Genomic DNA, 20,003 nt, shown 5'->3' on the forward strand with positions numbered 1-20,003 from the left:
TTCCTCAATGTCTGTCCATCTTCGGAGGTGGCCTGTGCGCCGCGGTCTGTTCGCCTTGCTCTACGTTGTGCCACTTGCTCCATTCCACGCGCATGCGCAGGCAGCGCCGGACGCCCAACAGCTTCTCGCCGCGAGCGACGCCATCCGCACGCCGGCCCAAGCGTTCGTGCTCAATGCCGCGCTGACGGAGTACCGGTCGGGCAAGCAGGTCGACGCCAACATGCTGTCGATCTATACGAAGCCCGATGCACCCGGCGGAACGTTCCGCACGCTGGTGCGCTTTGAGGCGCCCGCGCGCGACGTCGGCAAACTGATGCTGAAAAACGGCGACGATCTCTGGTTCTATGATCCGGCCAATCAGGCCAGCATCCGGATCTCTCCCGACCAGCGGCTCCTCGGGCAGGAGGCCAACGGCGACGTGGTGACCGTGAACCTGGCGCACGACTACACCGCCACGCTCCTGGGCGAAGAGGACGTGACCGACGGCGACCGTCAACTGCGTCACTGCTACAGGCTTTCTCTGGCGGGCAACACTCCGGGACTCATCTATCACCGCATTGAGATGTGGCTCGACGCGACCAACAACAGGCCGGTGAAGGCAAGGTTTTTCTCGGAAAGCGACCGCCTGCTCAAGACGGCGTTTTACCGCCGCTACACCATGCAGCTCGGTGCCGAGCGTCCGACCGAATTTGTCATCATCGACGGACTCGATCCCAACTGGGTGACGGTCATGCGATTTTCCGGCTACGCGTGGCGCGCCATCCCGGACGCGTGGATGCAGCGGGACTATCTGGCGCGCTTCAGGCCGGAATGAGCGTGAGACACGTCCGCACGTTTGCGCCCGCCACGCTGCTGCTCGTCGCTTCGCTGATACCGCGTCTCGCCCACGCGGAAGATGCCGGTGAGTCAGCGGGGCCGATGGACGGCGCCCGGAGTTCCGCGGATCCATCCGAAGCGTCGGCTGCGGCGAACGCGAGCGTGCCGGACGACGGGGTGGACGCCGCACTTCGGCTCGCCGACACGACCTCGGCCACGCCGGCCGCGCTGGCCACGGCCAGCGGACGCGCCGTGGGGAACGCCGTGTCGAATGCAACAGCGGATGGCACGGGCAGCGCGCTTGACCTTGCCAATGCATCGGATACGTCAGCGGCTACGTCCACGTCTGCTGCGGCGACGGTTCGCCCGTGGAAGCTGAGCGTCGAAAACGCCGTGCGGCTGAGCGACTATCAGAACGCAGGCGGTTCGGCGCGCAACCAGGTTTCGCTGGATGTTCAGTATGCGCGGAGTCTGGTGCCGTCGCTGAATGTCAATTTCTCAATGCGCTTCGACCGTTTCGATCCGCTTTCTTCGAAGGCCGCACCGTCGCGTAGCGAGAGTCTCATCAGAGAGGCTTATGTGAGCTGGCGTGCGTCGCCGCTGCAGGTGGTCGATGTCGGGCGCGTCAACCAGCGTGTCGGGGCTGGATTCGGCTACAACCCGACCGATTTCTTCAAGGCCGGCGCAGTGAACCTCGATGTGTCGCCCGATCCCCAGAGCCGGCGCACGAACCGTCTCGGCAGCGTGGCCGTGCGCGGCCAGCAGCTGTGGGACACCGGATCGTTGTCGCTGATGCTGTCGCCACGCCTGACGCGCTATAGCGCGCCTGGCGACCCTTCTGCTTCATCCGCCCTGCAGAGGACGAACGGCGTGAATCGCTGGATGCTGGTGGGCAGCCAGCGGTTGAGCGAGACCGTGCAGCCGCAATGGCTGATTTACGGCGAGCAGGGCCAGGCATCGCAATTCGGCGTGAACTTTAGCGCGCTCTTCGGCAACTCGATCGTCGCCTATGCCGAATGGGCCGGCGGGCGCCGGCAATCGATTCTCGCCCGTACCACGGGTGTCGACGACCGCGCATTCCGTGCGAGTTCGGCCGTGGGCGCGACATGGACGCTGCCGAACGACCTGTCGCTGACAGCCGAGTTTCAGGGCAATGGCGCTGGCGCATCGGCCACGCAGTGGAGCGCGCTGCAGGCGTCGAATCCGGCGGCATGGGGCCGCGCGGTGCAGACCGTCACCGCGTCGCAGGAACTGCCTGCACGCCACGGCGTATTCCTGATGGCGAACTGGCGCAACGTCGGTGTGCGGCGGCTGGATCTGTCCGGCTTCGTGCAGAGCGACGTCGGCGCAGGGCGGCAGTTCTGGGTGGAGCTGCGCCGCCGCTTTTCCCGTTTCGACGTGGCGCTGCAGTGGCAGCGTCAGACAGGGGCGTCGTGGAATCGCTTTGGCGCAATGCCGGAGCAGCGCAGCGTTCAACTGGTCGGAACATTTTATGAATAAAAATAAGGATTCCTGTGGGTATGAGACTGCACATCCGGCAACGGCAATCCCGACACGGCGTTGCCGGCACAAGCCTCACGGCCCGGCCTTACCAAAAACGATGAATCAAGGAACTGACATGCGTGATATCGCCGTGGTGGGGATGGCTTGCCGTTTCCCCGGTGGTCTGGATGACCTCGATCTGCTGCTGGCTGCGCTGCGGCAGCGTACTGTGACCGCCGGGCCGATCCCGGCCGACCGCTGGGATGCAGCACGCTATTACTCCGCAGACGAGGGCGCGAAGGGCAAGGCGTACGTCGCCCGCGCCAATTTCCTGAAGCAGGACGTCCGTTCGATGGACGCGGAGTTTTTTGATCTGCCTCCACGCGTCGCCGAAAACATGGATCCGCAGCAACGTCTGCTGCTGGAACTGACCTGGGAAGCGTTCGAGCATGCCGGACTGGATCTGCCAGCCCATGCGGGCCGCAAGGTGGGTGTCTACGTCGGCGGTTTCATGCTCGATCACATGATCACGCTGATGCAGCCTGCGAACCGTGCGCGCCACAACGCCAATACCGCGGCGGGCATGATGATGACGATGCTGTCGAACCGGCTTTCGCACGCGTTCGACCTGCGCGGCCCGAGCCTTTCGATCGATACGGCCTGCTCGTCGTCGCTCGTGGCCTTCAGCTATGCATGCCGCGACATCTGGGCCGGCGAATGCGACATGGCGGTGGTCGGCGGAGCCAACGTGATGACGCGGCCCGAGTATCCGGTCGGCATGAGCAAGGGGCAGTTTCTGTCGCGCGACGGCGAGTGCAAGTCTTTCGATGCCCGCGGTGATGGCTATGGCCGGGGCGAGGGCGGCGGTATCGTGCTCCTCAAGACGCTCGAGCGCGCACTGGCGGATGGCGACACGATTCTCGCCACGGTCGCGGGGGCGGGTGTCAACTCGGACGGTCGCACGCCGGGCATCTCGATGCCGAGCGCGCAGGCGCAGGACGAGTTGATCCGCGACGTGTGCGAGCGCTTCGCGATCGACCCGGCGCAGGTGCGCTATGTCGAATGCCACGGGACCGGAACCGCTGTCGGCGATCCGATCGAAGCGGCATCGATAGGCTCGGTGTACGGCGCAGGCCGCAGCGGTGACGCGCGCGTGGTGCTGGGCTCGATCAAGAGCAACATCGGGCATCTGGAAGCCGGCGCGGGTGTCGCCGGCATCATCAAGGCCGTCCTGACGCTGATGCATCGCGAGGCGTTCCCGCTCGGCAACCTGCAGACGCCGCATGCCGGCATCCGCTTCGAGGAACTCGGCGTGCGCCTTGCGGACGCGCCGATCCGGCTCGCCGAAGCGGACGAACCCTTCCTCGTGGCCGTCAACTCGTTCGGCTACGGCGGCACCAATGCGCACGTCGTGCTGCGTTCGGCGCTTGCGACGGCCACGCGGGGCGCCGCCGCGACCGCGGCAGGGCAGTCGACGCAGCCGCGTCCCGCGGGTTATCCGCTCTATCTGTCGTTGTCCACGCGCAGCCCGTCTGCGCTCAGGGCGCTCGCTCTGCGCTACCGCCATCTGCTCGAGCAACCGGATGTCGATGTCGGCGACGCGCTGTATTCCGCCGCCATGCGGCGCTCGCCGCTCAGCCATCGCGCCGTGGTGATGGGCGCCGGTCGTGACCAGCTGTCCGAGGGGCTCGAATTGCTTGCGCGGGGCGAGAGTGCGGAGCATGTCGTCACGGGTCAGCGGGTTGTAGGCAGCCAGCCGTTGCCGGTATGGGTGTTCACCGGCATGGGGCCCCAGTGGTGGGCAATGGGTCAGGAACTGTACCGTGACGAACCGCTGTACCGCGCCGCAGTCGACGAAGCCGACCGGATTTTCCAGGGCATCGCCGGCTTCTCGATTCTCACCGAAATGCTGAAGGGCGAGGCGGAGTCGCGGATCACCCAGACGCTCTACGCGCAGCCGGCGAACTTCATGATCCAGTGGGGGTTGGCGGCGCTGCTGGGTGCTGGCGGCGTCAAGCCAGGGGCGGTGGTCGGCCATAGCGTCGGCGAGGTGACCGCTGCCTGTGTGAGCGGCGCGCTGAGTCTCGAAGACGCGCTGCGCGTCAGTTACGAACGCAGCCGTCTGCAGGCGCGCACCGCAGGCAGCGGCAGCATGCTCGCCGTCGGCCTCGGCAGCGAAGCCGTCGCAGACTGGCTGAAGCCGTTCGAAGGCTGCATCGAGATCGCGGCGATCAACGGTCCCAATACGCTCACCCTGTCAGGCGACACGGCGGCGATTGCAACCCTCGCGGCCCAGCTCACCGCGTGCGAGGTGTTCAACCGCGTGCTCACCGTGGAGGTGCCCTATCACAGCCACCTGATGGACCCCATTCTCGCTGAGCTTGAGACTTCGCTGCATGCCATCGTCGCGCGTGAGCCGGAGATTCCGCTCTATTCGACCGTGACCGGACGCCGCGTCGAAGGGCCCGGGTTCGGCGCCGGCTACTGGCCGCAGAATGTGCGCAAGCCGGTCGCCTTTCTTGCTGCGATCCAGTCGCTGCTCGACGGCGGTTTCGTCGCCTTTGTCGAAGTCGGGCCGCATCCGGTGCTCTCGAGCGCGCTGCGCGATTGTGCCCGGGAGCGCGCAAAGGAGATCCACGTGATCGAAACGCTGCGACGCCACGAGGCCGAGCGGATACGTGTGCAGCGCGCGGTAGCGCAGGTGTTCGCGAGTGGCTGCGAGATCGACTGGAAAATGCTGAACGGGCAGGGGCACGCGATTGCGCTGCCGAACTACCCGTGGCAGCGCGACCGTCAGTGGGTGGAGACGGAGCGCGCCATCTACCAGCGCGTCGGCCCGACCGCACGCCCGATGCTCGGCTTCGAACTGTATCCGGCGGCCGATGTCTGGGCCAATGACCTCGAGCATGAGGCGCTCGCGTACCTCAAGGACCACATCGTCTCCGGCACGCCGGTCATGCCAGCAGCCGGGTACATGGAGACGCTGCTGGAGATCGCCGCGTCGCTGGATCCCGACGCGCCGGGCTGGCGGCTCGCCGACGTCGAGATTCGCGCACCGCTTGTCATCTCCGCCGACCGGGCCATCGATTATGTTTCGACCTGTGAGCGCAGCACGGGCAGCGTGGCGATCCACAGCATCGATGCGGGCAAGACCGGCGAAGGACAGTTGCATCTCACAGGCACCGTCGGGCCACTGCCGTCATCCGAAGTCCGCCGCATCGATCTCGACACGCTGCGGGCATCGCTGGGCGCAGAGCAGGACGCGACTGACTTTTATCGCCAGCTGTCACGCATCGGGCTGCAGTATGGGCCGAAGTTCCGGGCGGTGCGGTCGCTGCGCATCGCGCCGGAGGGCGCTCGCGTGCTCGCGCTGATCGAGAGTCCGGCGGAGTTGCCGGATGCCGGCTACCACGCGCAGCCGGCGATGCTCGATGCCTGCTTCCAGGTGCTCGTCGGCATGCTCGACGACAGCGAATCGACCTGGCTGCCGACCGGTCTCAAGGAACTGCGCCTGCTGGTGCCGTCGCTGCCCGAACGTTACTGGTGCCACGCCGAGCGGGTCAGCCGGAGCTCGCGCCATGTCGACGCCGACCTGACGATCATCGACGATGCCGGCACGATTCTGTCGGTGATCCGCGGGCTGCGTGTCACCGCAACGGCCGCCAGGCTCGAGCGCACGGATGCCCACGGCGACCCTGTGAAGCTGCAGATGCTCCGGTACGAATGGGCCGATGCCGGGCGCCTGTCGGAACCGCGTCGCCTCGGGCACTGGCTGGTCGTCGAGGATCCGGCCGCTCCTGAACTGGCCGACCGGATCGCCGATGGACTGACCGCCTATGGCGCGCGCGTCGTGGCGCGTCTTCATGCCGGCGCTTCTGCCCGCGCGCAGGGCGAGCGGATGGGTGTGCGCCCTGACGTGCAGGCTGATGTGGCGGCCGCGCTGGAAGCCGCAGGTCCGCTGGAGGGCGTCGTCTTCGTCAACGGTGCGGGTGCACGGCTCGATGGTGCCGATCCGACAGGCACCGAGGCTTTGCTGCTGATGCTCGCGGTGACGCGACATCTTGCCGGCGCTCCGGCGACGCTGCGTCCGCGTGCGTATGTCTTGACGCAGGGTGCCTTCGAGGTAAGCGAAAGCGACCCGCCAGTGCAGCCCGCGCAGTCCGCGCTCAACGGTTTCGCCCGCGTCGCGTTCAATGAAATCGACGGTATGCGCTTCAGCACGATCGACGTTCCGGTCGCAGCGGCCTCTGAAGACCTCGACGCTGCCATTCTCGAGCTGGTGTGCGACGCAGAGGAAGATGAAGTCGCGATCCGGCGCGCTCGCCGCCTCTTTAGCCGGCTGACTGCGAATCCGTTGCTGACTGAGCCGCTCGTCGAGCCGCTGCCGCTGACGGCCGATCGTGCCGTGCTGGTGCGCAACCTTGGCGAGGGCGAGACGGGGGCGGGCAGTGTCAAGCTTGTCGAGGTAGTCCGTGCGCCGCTGCGCGGCAATGAAATCGAATTGAAGCTCGATCAGGTTGCCTTGGCGATGCGTGCGTTGCGTACCTCGGGCGGCGATACGCTCGACGACGACTACGTCGAAGTGGTCGCGACCGTGTGCGGCGCTGGCAAGCACGTTACCGACCTGCGCGCAGGAATGAGGGTGTATGGGCTTGCGCCCGCCGACTTTGCAAGCCACATTCGCGGGCCGCGCCGGGCCTTCCATCTGGTCGAGCTGGATGAGGCGGTGCCCGCCGCGTCGCTGCTCCTTGTCGCCGCCCGGGATGCAGTCGCCGAACGGCTCGCGGAACTGGCTGACCTGGATGAGGGCGCGCACGCGCTTGTGGAAGCCGATGAGACGGGCCTCGCGGTGAGCGCGGCCTTGCGCCGGCGCGGTGTGCACGTCACGCTGCTCGCGAGTGCGAAGGGTGCGCCGTCGGCGCAGGCCGCCGGCCAGCCGTTGCTCGCGGCGACGCCCGAGGCGCTGGAAAGCGCGGTGGCCGGCTGCACAGGCGGCAAGGGATTCGACGTCATTGCCGGGGTGATGAGCCGGTGGGGCGGCTGTTTCGGCTGGCGTGCGCTCGCGGCCGGGGGCGTGCTGATCGACACCGCCGGGCGGACCCAGCCGTTCACGGTGCCAGGCTCGGCTTCGGCCGTTGTGCGCGCCGACCTGTCGGTGCTCACGCAACGCGCGGACCGCTTCGCCGCGTCGCTGCGCGGTGCGGTCGGACGCGCAGTTCGTGGCGAGCTCGCGCCGGCCGACGGCCTCTCTGTGTCGATCGTCGATCTGGCGAGCAGGAAGCTGGCGATGCCCGATGCCGACATCGCACTGATCGTCAGCTTTGACGACGCCTCCACCGCGTTGCAGGTGCATGTTCACGAAGCGATGGCGTTCAGGCCGGACGCGACCTATCTGGTCACTGGCGGGCTGGGCGGCTTCGGTCAGAAGACTGCCCGCTGGCTGGTGGAGCACGGTGCCCGTCATCTGGTGCTGGCCGGCCGCAGCGGTCTGGATACGCCCGAGCGCCGCGCTTTCATCGCCGATCTGAACGCGCTCGGTGCGCATGTCGTGTGCGTGCGCTGCGATGTCGCGAATGAAGGTCAGGTCCGCGATCTCTTCGCCACCATGGCAGCCTCGGCGCCCCCGCTGCGCGGTGTTTTCCATGCGGCGGCCGTGATCATCGACGAGCCGCTGACGGAGCTCGACCCGAAGCACCTGGTGACGGTCATGCGCAGCAAGGCTGAAAGCGCCCGCCTGCTGCACGAACAGACCTGCGGGATGGCGCTCGATCATTTCGTTCTCTATTCGTCAATCGCGAACCTCGTGGGCAATAGCCGGCAGGCGAGTTACGTAAGCGCCAACGGCTTCCTCGATGGACTGGCATGGCACCGGCGCGCGCTCGGGCTGCCGGCAACCAGCATCAACTGGGGGGCGATTGCCGATGCAGGCGTCGTCACCCGCGACGACAGGCTGGAGCAGTTCATGCGGTACATGGGGCTGCGCGGTATGGCGTCAGAGGAGGCGCTGGGATGGCTCGGGCGCGCGCTGCAGCGCGAGGTGGTGCAGCTCGGCATCATGCTGATCACCAACTGGGCCGACTGGGGGCGTTACGAGACATTGGGCAGCCAGTCGCCGCGCTACGCCGCACTGATTGCCGCCGATTCGAACCCGGACCTCGGCGCTCGCGAGCTGCTACGCGGGGAACTCGCAGAACTGCCGCCTGCAGAGCGCTTCACGGTGCTGGCGAGCCTCGTGGCATCGATCATCGCCGACGAACTGGAGACCGCGGCCGGGAGCATCAACGTCGACCGGCCGATTCTCGATCTCGGTGTCGATTCCTTGATGGCGACCGAAATCCAGTTGCTGCTCGACCGCGATCTCGGCATCAGCGTGTCAGTGCTCGAAATCCTCGATGACCTGACGATTCGCGGGATCGTAGCGAGAGCGCTCGACAGCTTCGGCTGGGGAGCGTCCTCCGAGGCGGCATCACAGACTCAGGCGGCCTGAGCTCTGCCTGCGCCAGCAACACGAAAGGGATTCGAACATGACAACTGAAACGCACATTGAACGGCTGCGGGCACGACTGCTTGGCAAACCGGGCAATGAACGTCCGGACGCGCTGGCGCCTGCGCGGCGCGCCGTCTCCGCGAGGGTCAAGCCCGGCCCCGAGCATTACGACTTCGCACAGTTCCCCGAATTGCGCGAGTACACCAGTACGCGCTGGTACTACGACAAGCAGGGTTACGAGTGGAACATGTTTCGCGAGCATGTCGGCGTCGCGAGCGCAGAGGCCGAAGTGGCGGGCCGGCGGGTGACCAATTTCTCGTCGTACAACTATCTGGACCTCGCGGGCGACCCACGGGTGCAGGCAGCGGCCAGAAAGGCGATCGACGACTTCGGCACCTCGACCGGCTCCGGGCGGATCATCATGGGCGAGATACCGATCTTCGCCGAGTTCGAGAGGGAGGTGGCCGACGTTCTCGGTGTCGAGGATGCGGTGCTCGGCGTCAGCGGCTACGGCACCAACGTCGCGACGATCGGCTACCTCGCGCGCAGGCAGGATCTGATCCTGTACGACGAACTGGTCCACAACAGCATGCTGACCGGCGCGAAGATCAGCGGTGCGCGCCGCTTCGCCTTCGCGCACAACGATTACGACGCACTGGAGCGCCTGCTCGTCGAGCATCGCGGCCACTTCGAACGCGTGCTGATCCTGACCGAAGGCGTGTTCAGCATGGATGGCGACATCCCCGACATCCCCCGGCTGATCGAGATCAAGAAGCGGCACCATGCGCTCCTGATGGTCGACGAAGCGCATTCGATGGGCGTGATCGGCGCGCGGGGCCTCGGCGTGGTCGACCACTTCGGTCTGAACGGCGCGGATATCGACATTCACTATGCGTCGATGAGCAAGGCTTTCGCGACGATCGGCGGCTATGTCGCCGGACGTAAGGCGCTCATCACGATGCTCAAGTACTACGCGCCGGGCCTCGGTCTCTACATTGCGTCGCCCATGCCGGCGAATGCCGCCGCCGGGCTGGCGGCGCTGCGGATCATGCGCGCCGAACCCGGGCGCGCGCGACGGGCCGTGGACAACGCAGCGTATTTCCGCACCCGCGCCCGGGAAGCGGGGCTCAGCACCGGCTTGAGCGACGGCTCGGCCGTCGTGCCGGTGATGCTGGCCGACGCCGAACTGGCGCTCTGGATGTCCGCGCGGCTGTTCGACAACAACGTGTTTGCCTTTCCGATGATCTTCCCGGTGGTGCCGCGCGACGCCGCGCGTTTGCGCTTCTTTATCAACACCGCTCATACCCGCGAGCAGATCGACCGCACGATCCGCCTGCTGGTCGAACTGAAGGCCGCGGCGCCGGCCAGCAAGGGACTCTTTTGAAGCAGATCCGTTTCGACACCTTCGGTCCTCCGTCGCAGGTGGCCCGCTGCTGCGACGCAGCCGACCCCGGACTGCCGTCAGCGTGGGAAGTGCTGGTCGATGTGGAGGCCTGCGCGGTGAATCCTGCCGACCTTGCGCGTCTGGCCGGGCGCTACGGCGAACTGCCGAAGCTGCCCGCCACGCCCGGCCTCGAAGCGGCTGGACGCGTCGCAGCCTGTGGCGCGTCGGTACGCAACCTTGCGGTGGGCGATCGGGTTCTGCTGGTGGCCAACGACAACTGGTGCCAACGGCGCCGTCTCGCGGCGTCGATGGTGTACAAGGTGCCGCCTGAACTCGACGTGCTGCAACTGGCGTCGCTCAAGGTCAGCGCCTGCACGGCGCTTGAACTGGTGCGCCGCCCGGCTGTGCTGAAACGCGGCGACTGGCTGGTGCAGACCGCGCCACTGTCGAGCGTGGGCCGCGCGGTCATGCAGATCGCCCGGCACGACGGCTTGCGCACGCTCAACATCGTGCGACGCGCCGACGCGCTCGCCCAGGTGCTGGAAGCAGGCGGCGACGCCGCCATCGAGGACACCCCTCTGCTGGTGCAGGCGGCACAGGCCGCCACCGGCGGGGCATCCGTTTCGCTCGCGCTCGACGCGGTGGGCGGTGACGGCGTTGCGCGGCTCGCGGATCTGCTTCAGCCCGGCGGCTCGATTGTGAACTACGGGATGTTGTCAGGCCAGCCGATGCGCCTCGATTGCCAGCAGGCTATCTTCAATGGCATCAGTCTGAAAGGATTCTGGCTGACAGAGCGGCTGTCGCGTATGTTGCTCGCGCAACGTGACGCATTGATCGCGGAAGCGGTCGATCTGCTTGCGCGCGGCGTACTGAAGAGCCAGATTGCCGCGACTTATCCGCTTGAAGCGATCAGCCAGGCGCTGCGCCATGCCGAGGCGCCGGGGCGGCAGGGCAAGATCTGTCTGCTGCCGAATGGCCCGGTCGTGGGCACCGCGTGTGCCGGGATGTCGTAGAGGCGCGGGCGAGCGCAGCGCGATGTGACGATCGATCTGTCGCGTTCGCGCCAGTCCGTCAACGCGCGCTATGCCGCCACGCGACGTTGGGGAGACGCGGCAACTGAAGACGTTTCCATGGCGGCGCGATCGAGCGTTCTATTGACTGGCCGGGTATCAGTTATCTGCCGTGGTAACCGTTTTGGATCTGTGCGCTAACGCACATTTTCCAGCCGAATTCACATCGCAAACCAAAACCGCAAAGCGTCATGGTGATATCCAATATGCGTTTTATATCCGGTCGTATAACTGAACAGAAATAACGGCGCATCGAGATTTCCGATCCGGCGATTGGGATCGGTGATGTGACCATTTTACGAAGGCTGGAACTGCATGTCCCAACCCATTCAAGTACGCGGAAGAAATTGCTGGTTTTGACTTTGACATCCATGGATGGGACCGTAAATCAGTTGGAATATCTTTAAATTTGCTTGTCCAGGCGTTAAGGATTGTCAAAAAAACCCGGAATCCGGGCGCCACCGTCTCCGCCCGGCCGTGGGATGTATGTGAAAAAACACCCGAATTCAACGATGGTCCGCAAATTTTTCTTCGATAACCGCTGAGCTCGAGCAAATAACTTCAAGAATCGACGTCTTACCAACTGTTGCGCATCCTCAATTTCGTGGCTTGTCGGTGTAATAATTTTTACGCTAACGTTTGCGCGGCCGGATTCTGGAATCAGGCGTTGCTGCTGCGCGATAATCCATTTTCGCAATCGTTTTCCGCCCGGTTTTTTCTCCTCGCGGTTGCCGTGCTTTTATCTGAGGCGGCGGTTAGAATGCGGACCGATTCGCCATTTCAGAGAATTTTTAAACCTGGGTGAATCCAGCCGGCGATATGGTCAGTACAGGCAAACCATGGGGACGTCGGTGACGGGGTAGATCGACGGGCGTGGAGCAAGGATCTTCGGAATCTGGGGGTGAAGATTCCCGCGCTCAATTAGAAAGTCATCTAAAGAAGCGAATACGGAAATGATGTCGACCAGAATTCAGCACTCGTCTGGAACGCAGCCTGAGGGCGCCACCAGTATGGCGCTTTCCCCGCTCCTCGTCCCGTCATCTGTCACGACGAAGCGCTCACCTCCGATCCGTCTGAACCCCGCGTGCCTGTGAAGCGCGGGATGCAGACTGCGTCCGCCGCCTGAGCGCGGCCCGACGTGGTCACACCGCAGGCACGCGTTGGGTGCACGCCGTCAGAAGGCCCTGGCGTGGCCGGCAATACCGTGATCGACGCGTTTTTTGATGCGTCCGCAACCTTGGATCGGAAACAGGATGTCAAGAACCACGACGAGATTGAGCGGGCCTGCAGCATTGACTCCGCGCAGGACAGAACGCCGGAACGGGTGGAGCGGGTTCGCGCGCGCCATCGGCCTGTTTGCGACCGGCGCACTGCCGTGGGTTGCCGCTCACGCGCAGCACCCGGCCAGACCCGCCGCCGCGCCCGCGGTCGCGATCGGCCTGTCTGCCGATCCGCGCGCCAATATCGCTGGCGCGACGGCGGCGCGTGCCGACCCGTCCGTCAATCTCGCTTTCTTCTATGCATCCGATGTGCCCGTCGGCGAGCTTCAGGCGTTCGACGCCGTCGTTCTCGACCCCGCGAAGGGCTTCGATCCCGCTGCCCATCCGTTGAAACACACGGTCTGGATCGCACGCACGGACGGGTCTGAAGCGCCAGCTGCGCCCGCCGATTTCGTCGCGGGGCAGATCGAGCCGCTTTGGCAACGCGGCTATCGCGGCTTTCTGCTCGACACACCGCAAGCGATCGCCGCGATCGACGCCATTCATGCAGCGCATCCCGACGCGCGCCTGATCGTCGGCGGCCCGAATGCGCTGCAGGTGGCAGTGCCGCATGCCGGTGCGCTGTACGCGGTGGTCGGCGAATCGCTGGTGCGCGGCGTCGACGAAACCGGCGGGCAGTCGATCGACGTGCCGGATGCCCTGCGCGAGAGCCGTATTGCAGCCGCACGCGCCTTCATGCAGCAGACCAGCGTGCCGGTCGTGTCGCTCGAATACTGTGCCGGCGCGGACCGCGAGTGCGCCCGCACGACCGCCGCCAAGGTGACCGCAACGGGCATCGTCCCTTTTGTGACGGACGTGGCGCGCGACGTGGTCGGCATCGGGGCTATCGAGGTGCTGCCGCGCAAGATTCTCATCGTGCAGGACCGCGACACCAAAGAGCCGCTCGACGGCACGCCGGGTGTGCGCGATCTCGCGATGCCGCTCAACTACCTGGGCTATGACGTCGAGTACGCCGACTTCGATTCCCCGCTGCCGGCCGGCATCACGCCGGACCGCTATGCGGGCGTGGTGGCGTGGTTCCAGCAGGACGCGGTGCCCGATGCGGAGCAATGGCGCCACTGGGTCGCGGGACGCATCACGGATCACGTTCCGGTCGTGTTCTTTGGACAGTTCGGCTTCGACGCCGCGGAAGACGGCGGCGCCGCGCTCGACCTCGAGGCCGTGCCGGGCACGCCAACGGGGCCGGTCACGGTGGTGGCGCAGGATCCGATGGTGGGTTTCGAAACCAGCCCGAAGCCGGATGCACGCGATCTGGCCGGCGTGCGCGTCGGCCCGAAGAGCCGCTCGCTGCTGCGCGTATCGGCCAACGGCACCTTGCTCGACCAGGTGGCGATCACGCCGTGGGGCGGCTACGCGTTGAACCCGTATACGGTCGAGTCGCTCGTCGGCGTCGACCAGGAGCGCTGGGCCATCGAGCCGATCGCATTTCTCAGCGCCGCATTGCGTCTGCAGACGATGCCTTCGCCGAGCGTGACGACCGAAAACGGCCGGCGTCTCTTCATGAGCCACGTCGACGGCGACGGCTTCGCGTCGCGCGCCGAGTTCCCGGGCGCGGACTTCTCGGGCGAGGCGCTCTACCAGCAGATTTTCACGCGCTACAAGGTGCCGATGACGTTCTCGGTCATCGAAGGCGAGGTGGGGGCGAAAGGCCTGCATCCGGATATCTCGCCGCGTCTCGAACAGATCGCCCGCAAAATGTTCGCGCTGCCGAATGTCGCCATCGGCACGCATACCTATTCGCATCCGTTCGAGTGGGACAACGTCGACGCAACCGGCCAGCGGGTGGATCGCGGTGGTGGCGATGCCGCGTTCTCGCTGAATATTCCGGGCTACAAGTTCAACATCGACCGCGAAATCACCGGCTCGATCGATTACATCAACGAGCGCCTCGCGCCTGCGGGCAAGAAGACGGTCGTGCTGCAATGGTCAGGCGACTGCCAGCCGCCGGGCATCGTGGTGCGCAAGGTGTATGAGGCGGGCGTCTTCAACCTCAATGGCGGCGACACCGTCATTACGAAGACGGACAACAGCTGGACCAATATCGCGCCCATCGGCGTCGACAAGGGTCCCGGCGCGTACCAGGTCTACGCGCCGAATCAGGACGAAAACGTCTACACGAACGAGTGGCTCGGACCGTTCTACGGCTTCACGCGCGTGCTCGAAACCTTCGACATGACGGAGAAGCCGCGCCGCTTCAAGCCGATCGACGTGTACTACCACATGTACAGCGGCACCAAGGTAGCGTCGCTGCGGGCGCTGGACCAGATCTTCACGGCGGTGCTGAAGCAGCCGGTGCTGCCCGTGCACATCACGGACTACATCAGCAAGGTGCTCGACTGGCGTTCCTTCGCGGTCGCGCGTGGGGTGGGGAGCCATGAAGGCGAGTGGGTGGTGCGCGGCAACGGCTTCGTGCGCGAACTGCACTGGCCGAAGACCGAAGCGCCTGCGCTCGCTTCATCGGTGGGTCTAACCGGCTTTGCACCGGGACCTGACGGCACCTATATCCATCTCGACGACGGCAGTGCCCGCTTCTCGTTTGCCGTGATCGATGCAGCACGTGGCAAAGAGGCCGGCGCCAACGCGAAGCTGCCGTATATCGCCGAGGCCAACGGCTTCGTGCGCCGCTTCGAACGGATGCCGACGGGCATGCGCTTCGAATTCGGCGGCTACTACCAGCCGTTCGTGAAACTCGCTAACGCGCAGATGTGCAGCGTGAGCGTGGATGGGCGCGCGGTTTCCGCCCAACGCGATGGCGGCGCCCTGCGGTTCGACACGGCAGGCGTTGCCGGACAGCAGGTGGACTATCGACCCGTCGAGATTGCCTGTGGCCACTAATCCTCCCAGTCAGCGTCCCCGTATCGCGCCTCTGTGGCTCGTGATGCTGCTCGCCGCCGTCGTGCTGCTGATCTTCTACGCGGCTTGGCCGCGTGGCGGCCTGCGCGAAAGCATGCTGGCCAGCACGACGCCGAGCGAGCTGAGCGTTGCCTATCTCGAAGCATGGCTGAGAGTGCAGCCGGCGAATCCGGAATTCCTGGCGTTGCTCGGCGAGCAGTACGCGCACCTGGGCCGTCTCGACGACGCCTTGCACGTTGCAGCGCGGATGGACGCGCTGAACCGCGAGCCGATGCACCGCAAGGCGACCCTGCTGCGGCTGTCGATCGCCGAGCAGGAGACCTTTGCGATCCCTCCGGACGATCCGCGCCGCGCCGCGGCGTTTGCGAAGCTTCGTGCGCAATTGATGGTTGCGGCCAGCTTGACCTGGCCCACGCCTGATCTCGAGTCGCTGGCGCAGCGCGCGGCATCCGCCGATGCACCGCAACTGGCGGTGCAGCTGTATGAGCGTCTCGTCGAGCAGGATCCGGTCCGGCACGGTCACTGGAATGCACAGGTCTCGCGCTTCGCGCTGTTTGTCGGCGACTATCGGCACGCAGCCGATGCGTGGTTCCGGGAGCAGGCCGCAGCGGCCACGCTCGACGAACAGCGCCGCGACTTTCTGGCAGGTATCCGCGCACTGCAGTCCGGCAACCTGTTGAACGAGGCGCTGGAAGCGGCCGACCAGCATATCGGCGCGCTTGCCGACGACAGGGACACGCTGATCGTGCTGCTGAACCTGGCGCGCGCCGCGAACCGGCCGGATCTCTCCGACCGCTATGCGAAGGCGCTTGCCCGTTTTGCCGCCGTGCGACCGGAGGGCGCATTGGCGATGCGATGCGCCTCATTCGCCCGGCCGCGCATGGCTGACGTTGGCCACGAAGCGCCGTATGCGTACATGGACGGTCCGCAGGCGAGCGGCCGGTCGCGCATGCGTGTTGATGCCGGCACTTCGGGATGGCCTGCGGTGCGTGCATGGCGCGTGGCAGCAACGACCGACACGATGAATCCCGCTGCAGCCCCGGGCGCTGCGGCTTCAGTGGCTTCTTCAGGCAAGGCGGCTACGGCTAGAAATGGCGACGTGGCGAGTCTGGTCTTTCAGTCGTTTGTCGAAGCGGGCGACCTGGCGAGCGCACAGAAGGCAGCCGGCGAACAGGTTGCGCGCGATCCGCATTCGGCCGTCTGGCTCAGGCGTCTTGCCCAGGTAGCGGAATGGAACCACGCGTCGCCGCTCGCACTGAAATCATGGCTGGCCTATGCCGAGACGTCGAACGATCCGGCCGCGTGGGCGAATGTGCTGCGTATCGCTCCGATGCTTGATGACGATAACGCCTATATCGCCGCGCTCGTGCATGCATCGCATGCCGAGCCGGACAACCTGAAGCTCGTGGACGATGTTGTCGCGACTTACGAACGTCTCGGCCGCCCCGAAGATGCACTGGCGTTCCTCGCGGCGCATCCGCGCGCGAGCGAGGGCGACGCCATCGACGACCGCATGGGTACGCTGAACGAGCGGGCAGGGCACGACGACGCAGCGCTCGCGGTCTATCGACGGTTGCAGCAGCACAGCCCGGGCAACGCAACGTACGCGCTGCGCACGGCGAGCCTGCTGTACCGGCATGGCGACTACAAGGGCGCGTTCGACGCGCTGCAGAAGGCGCGCGGCGGCGCGAAGGAAGACGACGAGGCGTTCTGGCGCAACTACGCGCAGCTCGCGCGGTTGCTGCAGCAGGACAAGCCGACCAACGACGGCTACGCGCATCTGCTCGCGACGGGCACAGCAACGGACGAAGACCTCGGCGACATGACGTACTTCTACGACCCGTGGCCGATGGACGCGGCGCGCACCTCCGAGTTGCAGTACAGGCGCGATGGCACGCCGCGTGCGTTGCAGAACGCGCTCTACTACTACACCGAAGCGCAGGCGATGGACCGCGTCGCCGCGCTGCTCGGGAGCCTTTCTCCGGCGCAGCTTGCAGCGGCGGAAAGTGATCCGGGTTTCCTCGGCGCGCGCGCGGAATACTACCGGCTGACCGACCGTCCGCTCGATGCGCTGCATGACCTGCAACGTGCGGTGAAGCTGCCCGGCGCGCCCAACGAACTGCGCACGGCGCTGCTGTGGATGCTGATCGACTACGGCAGCGCCAGCGAACTGCGCACGGCGCTGTCGGCGTGGCGCGACCCGGCGGCCGGCTCTTCGTCGCTGTGGGAACCGTTTGCCGCAGCGGAACTGCGACTCGACCGTCCGCAGGCGGCGCTCGGCTATCTGCGTCTGGAAGCGGCCACGATGTCGCGCGATCCACTGTGGCTGCTCGCCTATGCCGACGCCCAGGAAGCGGCCGGCCGGCCCGACCAAGCCTTGTCGATCCGTCGCAAGGTCTGGGTCCAGATGCAGAGCGAAGAGCAGGCCGTGGTATCGAATGGACGCGGCGCCAGCGCTGCCCTCAAGCGCCGTGCGGGCCGCGATGCCGACGCCCGCGAGCAGCTCGCGGGCCAACGGGTGACGCTGGCTGCGATTTTTGAAAATGGCGACGTGTCGAAGGCACTCCTCGACGACCTGTTCGCACACGACCCGAGCCGACAGACAACGCCGCTCGAACGCCGCACGATGCTGGGCGACGTGCGTGGGCTGCCGCCGGTCGCAGCGGCGCCGGACGCGGCTGCGGGCAACGCGGACGGTGGCCGGCTCAAGTCTGCCGTGGCGAAGGACGTCGCGGTGGCGTGGGCGCTGTCGACCGAATCGCAGCCGCTGGCGAAGCGCTGGCTCGCACGTCAGTACGCGAGCCGCCTGCTTCAGCCCGGCGACGCGAGACTGGCGATCGCGCTCGCCGATAACGATGTCACGACCATGAACCAGCTGCTCGACCGCGAAGCCGGCCGGCTGCCGATCGACAACCGGATCGATGCCCTGTCCGCGGTGGACCGGCCGGGCGCCGCGCAGAAGCTGGCGTACAGGGGCCTCGAAGGCGCGCCGGACAATACCGACCTGCATACGCGGGTGGTGGACACGGCGCTTCTATGGCCGCAGTCGATCGACGCCACGGTGACGAGCTACGTCGAGCATCCGCTCGACTACATCGAGCAGACCCTCGGCGCGAGCCGCAAGATCGCGGACCGCTACATGATCGGGGTGACCGGCACGCAGCGCTTCCAGTGGTCCGCCGACCAGACGCAGCTGATCAATGTGCCGGGCGTCGACCGTTCGATCGACTTCTTCGCGCGGCGTCAGACGCTCGACACGGCATTCCAGGTAGCGGCAGGACGGCGCGAGGCGCTCGACAGTTTTTACACACTCGCACTGGACGCCGAAGCGGGCCGCCGCAATTCGCCGCTGCGCTTCACGGTGCACGCGGGCCGCAACGAAACCGCCCCCGAGACGCAGACGCTGCAGGTGGGCGGCATGAAGGACAACGTGATCGGCGGCATCGTCTATCAGCCGACCGACCGCATCCAGGTGTCGGGCACGGTCGAGGCCGACCGCTTCTACAGCCAGGCACGCTCGTTTCTGGGCAGCGGGATCCTGGCGACCGGCGAGATCGCTTACAAGCTGCATATCCAGTATCCGGACTACACGCTGCGGCTCGTGGGCATCCGCGGCCGCTATGCCGCGAGTGGCCAGCCCGACGCGCTGATCTCGAGTCTCGTGCCGGCGACAGAAGGGCTGGCAGGCTCGTTCATCCCGGACACCTACGCGCAGTACGGGCTCTTCTTCGGCTTTGGCAACGATCTGCTCGAGCAGTACACGCATCGCTGGCGTCCGTTCTTCGACGTCGGCATCGTGCACGACTCGATTCAGGGATGGGGCCCGCAGGTCAGTGTCGGCGTGGCGGGCACCGTGTTCGGCGGCGATCACGCGGCGGTGTATCTGGAGCATGAACGCGTGTCGCGCCTCGGGACGCCTGTCACCGAGATCGGGGCGCGCTACAGCTGGTTCTATTGAAGTTCGTATCACCGGGGCGGGCGAAGCGGCGGTTGGCTCTGGCGCGCTCCCATTGACAGACACAGACAATTCGACGTTATTCGAGGAGCAGTTCCATGATCGGTATCAAGAGGTTTGCCCGCCGGGCTTCGTGGTGCGCCGCAGTGGCGGCGTCGGTGTTGGTCGTGGCCGCCTGCGGCACGATCAGAAAGACGGATGCGCCGACGCTGGCGGCCGCGGATACGGTGGCGGTCGCGCCGATCGCCAACTTCACGGAGACACCCGACGCCGGCCGCAGCGCCGGCTCGATCGCGGCAAATGCATTGCGCGTAAGCGGCCTGACCGATGTGCGCCTCGCGCCGGCGGATACCAGCGCGAACGCGATGTTCGATAGCGCGGCGCGCGACAGCACAGAGAAAAAACTGGAATGGGCGCGCTCGCAGCACGTCCGGTTTGTGCTGACCGGCGCGGTCGAGGAATGGCGCTACAAGGCCGGTGTGGACGGCGAGCCGGTGGTGGGCGTGACCTTCGAGCTGATCGACGTGTCGACCGGCAAGGTCGTGTGGAGCGCAACCGGATCGCGCACGGGCTGGAGCCGTTCGGGCCTGTCGAGCATTGCGACTGCGCTGATCGGCGATGTTCTCTCGCCGCTGGGCGCGCATCGTTGATTGCGCAACAGTCGGCAGCAAGCTGT

The 20,003-nt window shown here is 66.0% G+C and carries 8 protein-coding genes; all 8 read left to right on the plus strand.

Annotated features, from left to right (window positions below; translation table 11 throughout):
* Window positions 1-7: 7 nt before the first annotated feature.
* The 8 genes from P3T23_RS07170 (at window position 8) to P3T23_RS07205 (ending at window position 19,977) form a co-directional block, all read left to right on the plus strand.
* Window positions 8-814, plus strand: coding sequence for an outer membrane lipoprotein-sorting protein (locus tag P3T23_RS07170; protein WP_429315487.1), 807 nt, complete (start codon window positions 8-10; stop codon window positions 812-814).
* A gap of 2 nt (window positions 815-816) precedes the next feature.
* Window positions 817-2,316 (plus strand): hypothetical protein, encoded by a 1,500-nt coding sequence (locus P3T23_RS07175; RefSeq protein WP_429315488.1) that lies wholly within the window; start codon window positions 817-819, stop codon window positions 2,314-2,316.
* Between the two features lie 118 nt (window positions 2,317-2,434).
* Window positions 2,435-8,785, plus strand: coding sequence for an SDR family NAD(P)-dependent oxidoreductase (locus P3T23_RS07180; protein WP_429315489.1), 6,351 nt, complete (start codon window positions 2,435-2,437; stop codon window positions 8,783-8,785).
* A 37-nt stretch (window positions 8,786-8,822) separates the two neighbouring features.
* Entirely contained in the window at window positions 8,823-10,169 is a 1,347-nt protein-coding gene (locus tag P3T23_RS07185; RefSeq protein WP_429315490.1) for an aminotransferase class I/II-fold pyridoxal phosphate-dependent enzyme, read from the plus strand.
* Window positions 10,166-11,182, plus strand: coding sequence for a zinc-dependent alcohol dehydrogenase family protein (locus P3T23_RS07190; protein WP_429315491.1), 1,017 nt, complete (start codon window positions 10,166-10,168; stop codon window positions 11,180-11,182). The genes P3T23_RS07185 and P3T23_RS07190 overlap by 4 nt, the downstream gene beginning before the upstream one ends.
* A 1,310-nt stretch (window positions 11,183-12,492) precedes the next feature.
* Window positions 12,493-15,354: a sugar ABC transporter gene (locus P3T23_RS07195; RefSeq protein ID WP_429315492.1), complete on the plus strand. Its 2,862-nt coding sequence runs from the start codon at window positions 12,493-12,495 to the stop codon at window positions 15,352-15,354.
* Window positions 15,344-19,330: a tetratricopeptide repeat protein gene (locus P3T23_RS07200; RefSeq protein WP_429315493.1), complete on the plus strand. Its 3,987-nt coding sequence runs from the start codon at window positions 15,344-15,346 to the stop codon at window positions 19,328-19,330. The genes P3T23_RS07195 and P3T23_RS07200 overlap by 11 nt, the downstream gene beginning before the upstream one ends.
* 95 nt (window positions 19,331-19,425) lie before the next feature.
* Complete coding sequence (locus P3T23_RS07205) at window positions 19,426-19,977, plus strand: penicillin-binding protein activator LpoB (RefSeq protein WP_429315494.1); 552 nt, start codon at window positions 19,426-19,428, stop codon at window positions 19,975-19,977.
* The last annotated feature ends 26 nt before the right edge of the window (window positions 19,978-20,003 follow it).

It is taken from the genome of Paraburkholderia sp. GAS448, from assembly GCF_050435685.1.
Classification (GTDB): domain Bacteria; phylum Pseudomonadota; class Gammaproteobacteria; order Burkholderiales; family Burkholderiaceae; genus Paraburkholderia.